At 49.9% G+C, this 11,922-nt stretch carries 12 protein-coding genes; 3 read left to right on the forward strand and 9 right to left on the reverse strand.

From position 1 onward, the window contains the following. Positions 1-9: 9 nt before the first annotated feature. Entirely contained in the window at positions 10-618 is a 609-nt protein-coding gene (locus HMPREF9194_RS11050; RefSeq protein WP_016526459.1) for a LemA family protein, read from the reverse strand. A gap of 83 nt (positions 619-701) precedes the next feature. Between HMPREF9194_RS11050 and HMPREF9194_RS11055 the strand changes: the two genes are divergently transcribed. Further along, positions 702-1,865 (forward strand): SGNH/GDSL hydrolase family protein, encoded by a 1,164-nt coding sequence (locus HMPREF9194_RS11055; protein ID WP_016526460.1) that lies wholly within the window; start codon positions 702-704, stop codon positions 1,863-1,865. 18 nt (positions 1,866-1,883) lie between these two features. On the opposite strand, the gene HMPREF9194_RS11060 is transcribed toward HMPREF9194_RS11055, so the two are convergent. The 5 genes from HMPREF9194_RS11060 to HMPREF9194_RS11080 all read right to left on the reverse strand — a co-directional run bounded on the left by HMPREF9194_RS11060 (position 1,884) and on the right by HMPREF9194_RS11080 (position 8,104). Further along, a complete protein-coding gene (locus HMPREF9194_RS11060; RefSeq protein WP_016526461.1) occupies positions 1,884-2,573 on the reverse strand; it encodes an HAD family hydrolase in 690 nt (229 codons plus the stop codon). 34 nt (positions 2,574-2,607) lie between these two features. Next, on the reverse strand, positions 2,608-4,866 hold the full coding sequence (locus HMPREF9194_RS11065) for a hypothetical protein (RefSeq protein ID WP_016526462.1): 2,259 nt from the start codon (positions 4,864-4,866) through the stop codon (positions 2,608-2,610). Then, a complete protein-coding gene (locus HMPREF9194_RS11070; protein ID WP_016526463.1) occupies positions 4,863-6,668 on the reverse strand; it encodes a DNA repair helicase XPB in 1,806 nt (601 codons plus the stop codon). Before HMPREF9194_RS11070 ends, HMPREF9194_RS11065 begins: the two co-directional genes overlap by 4 nt. A gap of 11 nt (positions 6,669-6,679) precedes the next feature. Then, positions 6,680-7,324, reverse strand: coding sequence for an MgtC/SapB family protein (locus tag HMPREF9194_RS11075; RefSeq protein ID WP_245540746.1), 645 nt, complete (start codon positions 7,322-7,324; stop codon positions 6,680-6,682). Positions 7,325-7,393: 69 nt separating this feature from the next. Further along, positions 7,394-8,104 (reverse strand): hypothetical protein, encoded by a 711-nt coding sequence (locus HMPREF9194_RS11080; protein WP_016526465.1) that lies wholly within the window; start codon positions 8,102-8,104, stop codon positions 7,394-7,396. Positions 8,105-8,183: 79 nt separating this feature from the next. On the opposite strand from HMPREF9194_RS11080, the gene HMPREF9194_RS11085 reads away from it, so the two are divergent. Beyond that, a complete protein-coding gene (locus HMPREF9194_RS11085) occupies positions 8,184-9,413 on the forward strand; it encodes a dicarboxylate/amino acid:cation symporter (RefSeq protein WP_016526466.1) in 1,230 nt (409 codons plus the stop codon). Here HMPREF9194_RS11085 and dtd read toward each other — a convergent pair. From dtd to hisG, 3 genes are read right to left on the reverse strand one after another with little or no spacing between them, the layout of a single operon-like run. Next, positions 9,410-9,850 (reverse strand): D-aminoacyl-tRNA deacylase, encoded by a 441-nt coding sequence (dtd, locus tag HMPREF9194_RS11090; protein WP_016526467.1) that lies wholly within the window; start codon positions 9,848-9,850, stop codon positions 9,410-9,412. The two genes, HMPREF9194_RS11085 and dtd, sit on opposite strands and share 4 nt — an antisense overlap. Beyond that, positions 9,850-10,470, reverse strand: a complete 621-nt coding sequence (locus tag HMPREF9194_RS11095; protein ID WP_016526468.1) for an imidazoleglycerol-phosphate dehydratase — start codon at positions 10,468-10,470, stop codon at positions 9,850-9,852. The genes dtd and HMPREF9194_RS11095 overlap by 1 nt, the downstream gene beginning before the upstream one ends. Before the next feature lies 1 nt (position 10,471). Next, positions 10,472-11,365, reverse strand: coding sequence for an ATP phosphoribosyltransferase (gene hisG, locus HMPREF9194_RS11100; protein WP_016526469.1), 894 nt, complete (start codon positions 11,363-11,365; stop codon positions 10,472-10,474). 139 nt (positions 11,366-11,504) lie between these two features. On the opposite strand from hisG, the gene HMPREF9194_RS11105 reads away from it, so the two are divergent. After that, positions 11,505-11,921: a secondary thiamine-phosphate synthase enzyme YjbQ gene (locus HMPREF9194_RS11105; RefSeq protein WP_040846352.1), complete on the forward strand. Its 417-nt coding sequence runs from the start codon at positions 11,505-11,507 to the stop codon at positions 11,919-11,921. Position 11,922 lies beyond the last annotated feature (1 nt).

Raw genomic sequence — 11,922 nt, forward strand, 5'->3', positions numbered from 1 at the left:
TTGCGGATTTTAAAAAGATACGGTCGGAGCGACGGAGGCTTTTTCATCGGCCGAAAAATACGGCTTTTGCGTAAATCCGCCCATTCCCGCAATAATGCTTTTCGGAAAAAGCCGAATTTCTCTGTTGTATTGCTGAACGGCATCATTAAAACGCTTGCGCTCGACACTGATGCGGTTTTCCGTTCCTTCAAGTTGATCCTGCAAAGACAAAAACTGCTCGTTCGCTTTTAATTCGGGATACTGTTCCGTTACGGACAAAAGGCGGCTCAGCGCCCCTCCCAACGAAGCCTGCGCTTCCTGAAAACGCCGGAACGCTTCCGGGTCGTTCAAAAGCTGATCCGACATTTGCATAACGCCGCCGGCTTTCGCACGGGCTTCGCTCACGTCGGTAAAAACCTGACTTTCGTGAGCGGCATAACCTTTTACCGTCGCAACCAAGTTGGGAATCAAATCGAAGCGGCGCTGATATTGATTTTCAACCTGCGCCCACTGTCCCTTTACGCCTTCTTCCATTGTAACGAACGAATTATATGTTCCCGTATAAAAATTACATGCTCCGGCGACAATCAGCACGATAATGCCGATAACGACAAGCACGGTCAGCGTCGATTTTTTCATGATTCCTCCTACTTGATTAACAAAGGCTTCGGCCTATATATTTATCGTACCTTTTTTTTACTCTATTGTCAAACGGAGAAACGATGCGCTTTATATCGCTTACCGAATTTTCCGGAGCACTTTCGAACCGCCTGCATATTTCGGGCAGAACCGGATGCTCGCCGGACGGGTCACCCTTTTTAAACCCGCTCACGCTGTTTTGGACGGCAAGCGGCATCGAATGCGCGGTAACCGAGGCCGAATTATATGCCGACATCGAATGCGATTACAAATACTACCGGCCGTGGATAAGCGTATGGATAAACGGAAAACGCACGGCGCGCTTTGCACCCGAAAAAGGAAGGTCGCGCATTTGCCTTGTACGCTCTCCGGCGCCCTTAACACGCATACAAATTTTAAAAGAATCGCAGGCTATGGCAGGCGACAGCGCGCACCGTTTTTGCATTCACGGCTTTTGTACAAACAGCGAAAAATCCATTCCGGATATTTTTATGCCTCTTGAGCCTAAAAAATATCTTTTTGAATGTATCGGCGACAGCCTTACCTGCGGCGAAGGCTTGGAAGACCCCGTGCCGGGAAAAGAATGGAATCCTGCATGGCAGGGAACGCGCAATCACTTCGCCATGATTCTTTCGCAGCGGTTTAATGCGGATATTTCGATTATCGCGCAAAGCGGCTGGGGTCTTTTGTGCGGTTGGAACAACGACCCGCACTGCACTATCCCGCCGCTGTACCGGTTTGTGTGTTCTTTGGCAAAGGGCGCCGCAAACCGCAAAGCCGGCGCATCCCAAGCGTGGGATTTTTCGCGGCGGAAAACGGACGCGGTTATTATAAACCTGGGCTCAAACGACGAGTATGCGTTCCGCGCCGCTCCTTGGGAAGATCCCGCTTCGGGAAAAACATACAAATTACACGGCGATGCCGATTATGCGCGCTTAAAGGCGGCGGCAAAAAACTTTATCGGCGAAATCCGCCGGCACAATCCGCAAGCGCTGATTATCTGGTGCTACGGAATGTTTTTAACCGGCTGCATGGATTTGTTCCGCAGCGCCGTAGAAGAGTTCCGAGCGGAAAACGCCGACGATAAAGTCCGCTTTATAGAGCTTTCTCCGATGGACGATACAACGGCGGGAGCTCAAAAGCACCCCGGCCCCCTCTGTCACAAAGAAGCCGCCGATTTACTCACAGCCGTTTTACTAAAAAAAGGTTTTAAACAAACTCCGAAAATCGGCGCGCCTTTATTTTAATAGTTTTTGCAGTACCGGTTAGGCCGAAAACAAGCCGCTGTTTTTTAAATCGCCCGCATACGGAACAACGATATCGGCTTTTTCTTCGAGCAGTTTTTCGCGATTCCCCAAACCTTCCGTTACGGCGCAGGTTATACAGCCGAAAGCCCGCCCCGCTTGAATGTCCGACGCCGAATCGCCGACCATTACAATCCGGCTTCGCTCCAAGCACACGCCGCGTTTTTTTTCGATGTCGCTTACCGCAAGCGCCAAGCCTTCCGGATCGGGCTTTATTTTGCTCAGCCGTTCCGGGCCGATGACGGCGTCGAAAAAGCCGCCGATTTTAAAATGCGCCAAAATTGTCTGCGCGACGCTCAGCGGTTTGTTCGAAACGACGGCGGCGTACACGGATTTTTCTTTCAGCGTTTCCAAAAGCTCATACATCCCCGGATACAGCACCGTTTTGTTTACCGGATTTTTTCGGTACCAGTCCACATACCACTCGAACAATTCCTGAAAATTTTTCATGTTCGCCGCATCCGCGTTTTGATATTCAAGCGCGCGGATTAAAAGTTTTTTCGCTCCGTCCCCGACAAAACTTACGAGTACGTCTTCCGGAAGCGTTTTATAGCCGAACGCTTCGAGCGCGGCATTGACCGATAAAGCGATATCCGCTCCCGAATTTATAATGACGCCGTCCAAATCGAATAAAACAGCCTGTACTTTCATAGTCATCTCCCGCAAGCCTTATTCCGGTTTGCTTTTATTTTGTTCTGCCGAGTACGGAACTCCGTATGCGCTTTACCGAACGCGCTTGCGCAACGGAGATTTTTTGACTCTCGGTGCCGTTTTTTACATCATCGCATTGCAGCACGAGGACGGCGTCTCCCGCAGACTTTTCTATTTTGACGGGAAAGCCCGTTACGACGCGGCCCGCGGAACCGATTTCTACAAGGTCGGAAAAGGCGATGGCGCTTTCGAGCACGTGTATCTTTCCCAAAAAATCCATTCCGAACGCTTCGGTTTTTTCCAGCCGAACGGAATCGGAGCGCAGCTGAGCGGAATGCACTATCGTTTTCCGCCGTATGCGGAGCAAAAGCTCTTCTTTTTGCTCTTTCGGCAAATTCATTTTTTCCAATTCCGTTTCCATTTGCCGAAGATGTTTTTCACAAAATTCATCGTTTTTCATCGAATCGGCATTCGTACTTTTTTTTGCAAAAAGAACATCAAGCCCGTCCGTGCCGCCGGAAAAGCGTGCCGCTGTATCAAGCCGCTCAAAAGGAAGCGGCTCTATTCCGCTTTCGGGATTTTTCAATCTGCCGATAAATTCCAAACCGCTTTTTTTTATCATTTCGAAGGCTTCATCGTCGTTCAAAAAATCGAGTAAATACACACCCGGCGAAAACGTCGTGCGTATATGCGGCGCAATGTACGGATTGTTTTCGACCAGTACGCGTTTGTCGTCCGTAACCTGCAGCACGTAGCCTTTAAAAAGGCTCCCCGAAGAATACAGGCCGTACCAATCCCGCAGCGAAAACAGCAGGTTTTGCGGAAGCTTGTGCGAAGCGGTTTTTTTCAAAAGCGATTCTATACCCTCGGGTTTTGCGCCGCCGGCAAAGGCGCGAAGGCAGGCGGTTTTTGTTATGCGGAAAGACGCAACGGCGGTACAGCTTTCAAGTTCCGAGCAGGACGCCAAATCGATAAAAACGGAAAGCGGAAGGTCTTTAAGCACGGTTATCGAAAATCCCGCATTTATGCTGACCGAATTGTCAAGCTGTTCCGAGCCTGTTCCATCGCTGCCGCGCAAAGAAGAAGGGGCATACAGTTCGGAGTTTACCGTAAATACTTCAAACGCTTCGTCCCGATTTTTTCCCGTCCGCTTCTTTTCCGCCGCCGAACCTTGCAACAAGCCGAATAAAATAAGCGCATCGGCAAGGGTTTCGGGTTTTAAAGTTTCGCCGGTTTCCGAAATATCCGCGGCTGTTCCCGTAAAACTTTCGCGCAAAAGCCGCCTGAAGCGGTTTTCTTTTTGCGGGAACTCGCCCTGCCGCTCTTTGAGCAAAAACAGCAAGCCCTGCGCATTCCGCCGGGAAAGCCCGTCCCGCGGCATAAGCAATAAAAAATCCCGTACAAGGACGGCGGTTTTTTGAAGCTCGTCGCGCGGAACATCGTACGGCGCGCTGCTGCAATCCGCAAGACAAAAAGCGGCGGCAATATAGGAAGCGCGGTTTAAAGGCGGAAGCAAAGCAAAGCTTTTCCATTTTGCAAAATCGGGCTCAAAAAGCGTTTCCCGGCCAAATTCTTTTTTTCGGAACAACGACAAATTGAGCAGCGCTTTGTGCATTTTTTGCAAAAAATCGGCCGAAATTTCAGGGAATCGAAGACCGACAAACTCGTGCGTCTTTTTTTTAAAACTTCTGTCCGAACGGCAGCAATCGGGATTTTCGGCGGTAAAAGCAAACCACGACGCCAAAAGCCGCGCCGATAAAAAATGCCGTTTGCATACCGCCGGCACGTCCGACCCTTCCGCCCGACAGAAAGCTTCCGGGTCGGCGGACACTTGGCACACGGGATGCGCTTGCGGAAAAAGCAAATCGGTGTTTATAAGCGGTTGGATGTCGCTCAACAGCAGCGGATTTACGTCAAAATATTCTTTTGCATTTTCCGCATCTTTGCGCCGGAATAAAATCAGCCGTTCTTCAAGGTTCAAAAAAACATTGTGCAAAAAAGCAAACGAAAAGGTCGGCGAAAAAAAGGCGGCGGCTTTTTCTTTTGTGCAAAACGGAATGTATAAAACCGCGGCAATAATCATAAGTTCTTCGCGCGAAAGCAGTTTTATAAGAACGCGCCTGTTTTCTTCTTTGTGCAAAAAAGAAGTAAGCGCTTCTATGAGCTTTTGCTTGTTGTACGGCGTTTTTATTTCGCCCAAATAAAGACGCATGAGGCCGAAAAAGCCCGGTTCGTCCATTGCGGTAAGGGATTCCCGCCAAGGCGCTATATCGTACGGCAAAAGCGCTTTCACTGCATGCCTCCCCCGACGGCACGTGCAGCGTCCGCCGTACCGGCCGCCGCTTCACCGATGCATTCTTCGATTGTGCGCACCAGACGATAAGAATAGCCTTGTTCGGCAAGAAATTTTTGCCGGTTTGCGCCGAAGTCTTCTTCCTGCGTTCCGGCCGAAATCAGCGTTATAAAGCGGGCCGTACGGGTTTTCGGCCGCAAAATCCGACCGAGCCGCTGCGCTTCTTCCTGCCTGCTTCCGAAGGTTCCCGACACTTGAATCGCCATGGACGCATCCGGCAAATCGATTGCGAAATTCGCAACCTTGGATACAACCAAGACACGTTCTTTTCCTTTGCGGAAAGCATCGTACACGGCATCGCGTTCGCGCACCGGCGTTTTTCCCGTAATAAGCGGCACTTTCAGCACGTCGGCGATTTTAAACAGCTGGTCCAAATATTGGCCGATGATGAGGATTTTATCTTCGGAAAAGCGCCGGACCAGTTCGCACACGATAGGAATTTTTACCGGATTTTCGCCGGCAATGCGGTGTTTTTGACGCAGCGCGGCAACCGCATAATCGAGTTCTTTGCCTTTATCCATGTCCACGCGGAATTCTATACATTCGGCGCCGGCAATCCATCCCGCGCTTTCAAGCTCCTTCCACGGAACGTCGTAGCGTTTCGGCCCGACCAAAGAAAATACCAAGCCTTCGCATCCGTCTTCGCGCACGAGGGTTGCGGTTAAGCCGACCCGGCGTACGGCTTGAAGTTCGGCCGTTACACGAAATACGGGAGCCGGCAAGAGGTGCACTTCGTCGTAAATAATGAGCCCCCAACTGCGTTCGCGGAAGAGTTTAAAATGCGGATAGGCGCCTTCTTTTTTCGGGCGCCACGTTAAAACCTGATATGTCGCAACGGTTACCGGCTTGATTTCTTTGTTTTCTCCGGAATATTCGCCGATTTGATCCGGACTTAAATCAGTTTTATCTAACAGTTCGCTTATCCATTGATGAACGGAAGAAATGTTCGCCGTAACGATGAGCGTACTTGTTTGCAGTTTTTCCATAAGCAGCATGCCGACAATCGTTTTTCCCGATCCGCAGGGCAGCACGATTGTACCGAATCCCGTTCCCGGTCCGCCGTTCCCCCAAAAGGAAGCGGCCGCTTCTTTTTGGTATTCTCTGAATGTAAAATCTTTTCCCGATAAGGTGCGTTCCCGCAGCGAAAAAGAAAGCCCTTCTCCTTCGCGGAGCGGCACCTCGTCTTTTACGGGCCAGCCGGTTTTTAAAAGTTCTTCTTTTATCGTTCCCCTGTCGGTAAGCAAAAGCTTAAAGGCGAACACGGGCGGCCGGCCGCCTGTCGTCTTTTCGGAGTTTTCGGTTTTCGCGGTGGCACAAGCGTCGGACAGGGGTTGCAGATATTTTAACAGTTTTTTATTTGCTTCCAGTTCGCGGTATACGGCAAGCGATTGCGTTTCCAAAATCAGGGTATCTTCGCCTTCCGAACCGGAAAGCGGATCGGGAAGAAGCCGCAGTTTGCCGAATCGGGAAGCGGTTTCGCGGATCCAAACGATAATCGGCTGCGGAACGTCGAAACGCGAATAGGTTTTTAAAACGTCGACGGCATAGTCGGGAGAAAAACCGGCGCTTGCGGCATTCCACAAAGAAAGGGGCGTGAGGCGATAGGTATGCAGATGTTCCGGCGAGCGCTCCAATTCCGCAAAGGGAATTAAAGCGCGGCGGCATTCGTTCGCCAAGGGTGCGTGAATATCCAAAAGCAGGGTTTTGTCGCCCTGTACGATAAGAGGATTGGAATTCTGCATAACAGTCTATTTTAATCGGTTAAACTGAATTCTTCAAGACGCCCCAGCTGTTTTATTTTATCGGTAAGCGAAAAAATATCCAAAGACGGCGGAACGCGCACGGAAAACGAAATGCTCAAGTGTTTTTGTCCCAAAATGCGCGTTACGTCGGTAGTCATAATAATCAAGCCGTTCGCGTGAATAAGCTTGCTTAAAGCGTCAAGGTCGACCCGTTTGTTTTCGAATACCAAATTCAAGTGTTTGGCGCGTTCGGCAGGGAAATATTTTTCTTCAACCTTTTCAAGAAAAATCAGGGCAAAGACATACAAAAACAGGGCTGTATAGGCGGGAATTACAAAGCCCGCGCCGATCGCCAAGCCCAAAGCGGCCGACGACCAAATTATCGCGGAAGACGTTAAACCTTTAATGTTCAAACCTTGGCGCAAAATCGTACCGGCACCCAAAAAACCTATACCGGACACAACCTGAGCGGCAATACGTGCAGGATCTCCGCGGGCGGGATTTTCGGACAAGCGCGCCGTATACACCGAAAGCAGCATCAACAGCGTTGAAGACACGGAAATTAAAATGAGCGTGCGCATACCGACAAACTGCTGCCGGTGCTTGCGCTCCCAGCCTAAAATGCCTCCGGCAATAAAGCTGAGAAAAATACGCATCAGACACGCGTACCAACCGAGATCCGTCCCGAAAAATAGATCGTGTATTTTAGCCAATGTCATAATTTATTATCGGTTAAAAAGATGCCAACCTACAGAAAATTTTGAACCGGGACGAAGCCAGCGCGCGGCCTGTTTTTTACCGCCGCTTTTAGATGTTTCGGCAGCGGATAGTGCGGAAAAAACAAAGTCCGCCGTTTCGCCGTCGTTTTCCGCCGCAGGGTCTTCTTCGCACAGCAAAAAATCGATACCCGAAGCAAATGCGTCCGACAGAGCCGTTTGTTCGGCAAAGGTTTTAAATGCGGACGCGGCGGCAAGCACAAAGGCCTGCGACGGACTTACGGCTTCTTTCCGCGCGCCGAATTTCGCGTTTTCGGGATAGGGCTTAAAAACAAAGCACAGCGTTCCTCCGCCGAGTTTTGCAAACCGGCCGAGCAGTTCGCGCGTTATGTGCATGTATGAAGCAATCAAATCGTCTATACCGGAAGAAAGCGATTGGCTGTCGCGCAGGTGAATTTTATTTATGTAAGAAAGCGTATCGAATATAAGCAGCGCGTGAGTCAGCTTGGGCAGCGCCGTTTGCGCTTCAAAAACAAAAGAGCGCGCCGACACGGGAGAAGCTTTTTGCCATACAAAACCTTTAACCGGTTCGGCGGGAATTTGAGCGCTTTCGTCGTCGGCAAGCGATGTTATAACGGAAAAACCGTTTGCCGAAGCGGCCTTTACAAATGCACGCGTTTCCGGAAAATCCTTTCCGGCGATTATAATGCCCTTGTCCATAGTAAAAGTATAACAAAGCTTTTCTCTTTTCTCAAGTACGCGTGTTGACTGTCGACGCGTCATAGGGTATTCTTCGAATATGAAAATTTGGATAAAGTTTCTTATCGGCTGTACGCTCGGCATTCTTTTGGCTTTGTTTTTGCCCTTCGAACACATTCAACTCAAAGCTTTTTTTAAATTTTGCGCGGAACTTACCGTAAGAATGGGACGGTATTTTTTGCTGCCCGTTCTTTTTTTCAACATGACAATCGCCGTAACCAAGCTGCGCGACACGCGGAAACTGCTGCGCACCGGTCTTTTTACCCTCATAACCGGAGCGGGAATTACGCTTATAACGACTTTAATCGGCATCGTTTCCGCCCTTATCATAAAACTGCCGCGCATTCCCATTTCGGTTGAAAAACTGTCCGAACCGATAAGCCTGAATCTTTCCGAGCATTTTTTATCCTTATTTCCGTACAACGGCGTCGGTGCGCTTTTTGACGGCGCTTTTTTGTTGCCCGTTTTTGTTTTAGCCGGATTTTTGGGTGCGGGCTTCGCATCCGACAGCATCAGAGCAAAGCCCGCCTTTACTCTGTTCGATTCGCTTTCCAGAATCAGCTACGCCGTGTTAAGTTTTTTTACGGACTTAATCGCAATCGGCATCATCGCCGTATCGTGCATGTGGGCGCTGACTTTTTTTGAAACCCTCGCGTCGGGAACTTTTACCGGGTTATTCCTTTTATTGATTGCGGATACCGTCATCATTATCGCAGGCCTTTTGCCCGTACTTTTGCGCTTTTTGTGCCGCGAAAATCACCCGTATAAGGTTTTGTTTGCCGGTATTGCGCCGATTATCGGGGCTTTGTTTTCGGGCGACGTAAATTTCAGCCTTGCGCTGAACCTTCGGCACGCAAAAGACAGTTTGGGCATCCGGCGCAGAATCGGAGCGGTAAGCATGCCGATTTTTTCCGTTTTTGCCCGCGGCGGAACGGCCATGGTTATCGCCGTATCTTTTATCGTCGTTCTGCGCTCCTACTCCAGCCTCGGCATCTTTTTCAGCGACATTCTGTGGCTCACGGGGCTGTCGTTCGGCATTTCGTTTTGCTTAGGCTCTTTTCCGACCGGCGGCGCGTTCGCGGCTCTTACGATTTTATGTACCGTCTACGGGCGCGGCTTTGAAGCCGGTTATTTGCTGCTCAAGCCCGCCGCTGCCGTTATCTGCGCCTTTGCCGCCGCAATAGACACGGCTATATCGCTGTTTGCAACCTACTATGTCGCCTCGCGCGAAAAGATGGTTATCCATAAAGAATTGAAGCAGTATGTTTAATCCGTCTCCAGCATTATCGTAAACGGACCGTCGTTGACGAGCGAAACTTTCATATCGGCACCGAAAATGCCGTGAGCAACCTTTGCAAAGCGGCTTTCGCAGCACGACAAAAAATATTCATATATGCTTTTTGCATAAGCAGGCTCGGCGGCGTTTTCAAAGCCCGGCCGGTTGCCGCGCTTACAGTCCGCATACAGCGTAAACTGCGAAACCACAAGCAGTTCTCCGCCTACGTCTTCTATCGATAAATTGGTCTTTCCGTTTTCGTCTTCAAAAATACGCAGTTTTCGGATTTTTTCCGCCGTTTTTTCGGCAATTTCTTTTGTGTCCGCATGGGTTACGCCTAAAAAAACAAGAAATCCGCGCGAAATTGAAGCGCAGCATTCACCGTCAACACAAACGGAAGCCGAAAGAACACGCTGAATTAATGCTTTCATTATACGATAATGCCCTTTGTTGAAGGAATCGCGTTTCCGCGCCGGCTGTCCGGGGCAACGGCGTCGCGGATCGCGCGCGAAGCGGCTTTAAACAGCGCTTCCATTTTATGATGGTCGCTTCTGCCGCGCAGCGCATCAAGGTGCAAAGAACACTTTGCCGTGCTTACAAAGCCCTGCCAAAAATCTTCAAAACAATCGGTTTGAAACAGCGTTTCCTTTCCGTTCGGCGCGCGGCTTACAAGCGGAGTACCGGTTAAATTCGCTTCACACACAAGATAGGAGCGCCCGCCGAAATCGACCGCGGCACGGCACAGCGTTTCATCCATCGGGTATAGGCAGGATCCGGCGCGGTAAATCCCCGCACACGAACCGAGTGCTTGAGCAAAGGCGCTGCCTAAAACGATCCCCGTATCTTCGAGCAAGTGGTGCTGATCGACTTCCAAATCGCCTTTCAACGTACCGGAAAGATCAAACAAACCGTGTTTGCAAAACGAGTGCAGCATGTGCGTAAAAAAACCGACGGGACAATCGACATTGCATACACCTGTGCCGTCCACGTTAAGAGAAAGCGATATGTTCGTTTCGGCGGTCCGCCGCTCTATAAAGGCCGTTCTGTTCATTTTACGCCAGTACCTTCCGCAGTTCATACTCCAAAATATCGGTTGCGCCCAACTCTTTTAAACGCGGCAGCAAGGCGGGAACTTCGCTTTGTTTTACCGCAATCTTTACGGCATAGCCGGCGGAGTTTAAGGCGCCTGTGCCGGAGGAATCGGCGGTATTTCCCGAATAAAGCGGCGATATGGTCGGGCTTCGCATGGAAGGAAGCGCATGCACAAGCTTGTCGAAATTTTCGGCACTGACGTTCATTTCAAGCATAACGCGCCCGTGAGCGTTCAGCACGGCTTCAAACAGCATTTTCAATTTAAGGATTTTTTGCTTTTTTACGGGATCCGCCATTGCGGCCTTCGACGCAAAAAAGCGCGTGGAACTGTTCAGTATCGTTTCGACAATGCGCAACCCGTTTTCGGCAAGGGTACGGCCGGTCGCCGTGTTATCGATAATCATATCCGCATCGTCCGGCGGAAAAACTTCGGTCGCCCCGTATGTGCGGAAGACAACCGCTTCAAGCTTTTTTTCTTCAAGCCAGCGGCGCGCAATATGTTTGTATTCGGTCGCCACAATAAGACGCTTCGATTTTAAATCTTCATCTTTTAAGCCTGCCGGAACCGCGGCAACAATACGCACCGGATCGAAGCCCAAGTCCAAAACTTCTTCGACGTCGGCTTCGGTTTCTTCAACCCAATCGCGGCCGGTAAATCCGCAGTCGTGCGCCCCGAACTCCAACAGTTTACCGATATTTTGAGGTTTCATAACCTTTGCTTCCAAGTCGTCCTGATTGACAACCGGCCGGTACGCCCGCTCGGGCAGTTTTATAGAAATGCCGGCTCCGGCAAACAACTCGGCAACGTTATCGTAAATTCGGCCTTTCGGCAACAATACCTTTAATTTATCCATGCACCCATCATACAAAAAAACACCCGCCTTGTACAGACTTTACTACACAGAACGACATTTTTAATAAATATGTCAAAACAGACATGTGAAAATTTATACAGCCCTTGCCGTTCCCGTTATTCCGAAGTATACTGTTTGTATGAAAAGTTTTACAAAAGAACTATGGTTTAACACCTCAAAGGAACGCGAGTTTATCAATATTACACCGACGGTCGAACGGCTGCTTGCCGAGTCGGGCATACGTGAAGGCTTGGTTTTGGCAAATGCGATGCACATTACCGCAAGCGTCTTTATAAATGATGACGAAAGCGGCCTTCATCACGACTTTGACGTATGGCTTGAAAAACTTGCGCCGCACGAACCGGTTTCATCGTATCGGCACAATGTCGGCGAAACAAACGCGGACGCGCATATGAAACGTCAAATTATGGGACGCGAGGTTGTCGTGGCCGTTACCGAAGGAAAGTTGCACTTAGGACCCTGGGAACAGATTTTTTACGGCGAGTTCGACGGCAGACGAAAAAAGCGCGTACTGGTAAAAATCATCGGAGAATAAG

The sequence above is a fragment of the Treponema maltophilum ATCC 51939 genome, from assembly GCF_000413055.1.
GTDB classification, from domain to species: Bacteria; Spirochaetota; Spirochaetia; order Treponematales; family Treponemataceae; genus Treponema_C; species Treponema_C maltophilum.

Bases quoted from the DNA above. Each gene is read 5' to 3' on its own strand.
- HMPREF9194_RS11080 (WP_016526465.1), bottom strand. From the start codon at position 8,104: ATGGACAAGGGCATTATAATCGCCGGAAAGGATTTTCCGGAAACGCGT.
- HMPREF9194_RS11050 (WP_016526459.1), bottom strand. From the start codon at position 618: ATGAAAAAATCGACGCTGACCGTGCTTGTCGTTATCGGCATTATCGTG.
- HMPREF9194_RS11070 (WP_016526463.1), bottom strand. From the start codon at position 6,668: ATGCAGAATTCCAATCCTCTTATCGTACAGGGCGACAAAACCCTGCTT.
- HMPREF9194_RS11105 (WP_040846352.1), top strand. From the start codon at position 11,505: ATGAAAAGTTTTACAAAAGAACTATGGTTTAACACCTCAAAGGAACGC.
- dtd (WP_016526467.1), bottom strand. From the start codon at position 9,850: ATGAAAGCATTAATTCAGCGTGTTCTTTCGGCTTCCGTTTGTGTTGAC.
- HMPREF9194_RS11095 (WP_016526468.1), bottom strand. From the start codon at position 10,470: ATGAACAGAACGGCCTTTATAGAGCGGCGGACCGCCGAAACGAACATA.
- HMPREF9194_RS11075 (WP_245540746.1), bottom strand. From the start codon at position 7,324: ATGCGTATTTTTCTCAGCTTTATTGCCGGAGGCATTTTAGGCTGGGAG.
- HMPREF9194_RS11055 (WP_016526460.1), top strand. From the start codon at position 702: ATGCGCTTTATATCGCTTACCGAATTTTCCGGAGCACTTTCGAACCGC.
- HMPREF9194_RS11060 (WP_016526461.1), bottom strand. From the start codon at position 2,573: ATGAAAGTACAGGCTGTTTTATTCGATTTGGACGGCGTCATTATAAAT.
- HMPREF9194_RS11085 (WP_016526466.1), top strand. From the start codon at position 8,184: ATGAAAATTTGGATAAAGTTTCTTATCGGCTGTACGCTCGGCATTCTT.
- hisG (WP_016526469.1), bottom strand. From the start codon at position 11,365: ATGGATAAATTAAAGGTATTGTTGCCGAAAGGCCGAATTTACGATAAC.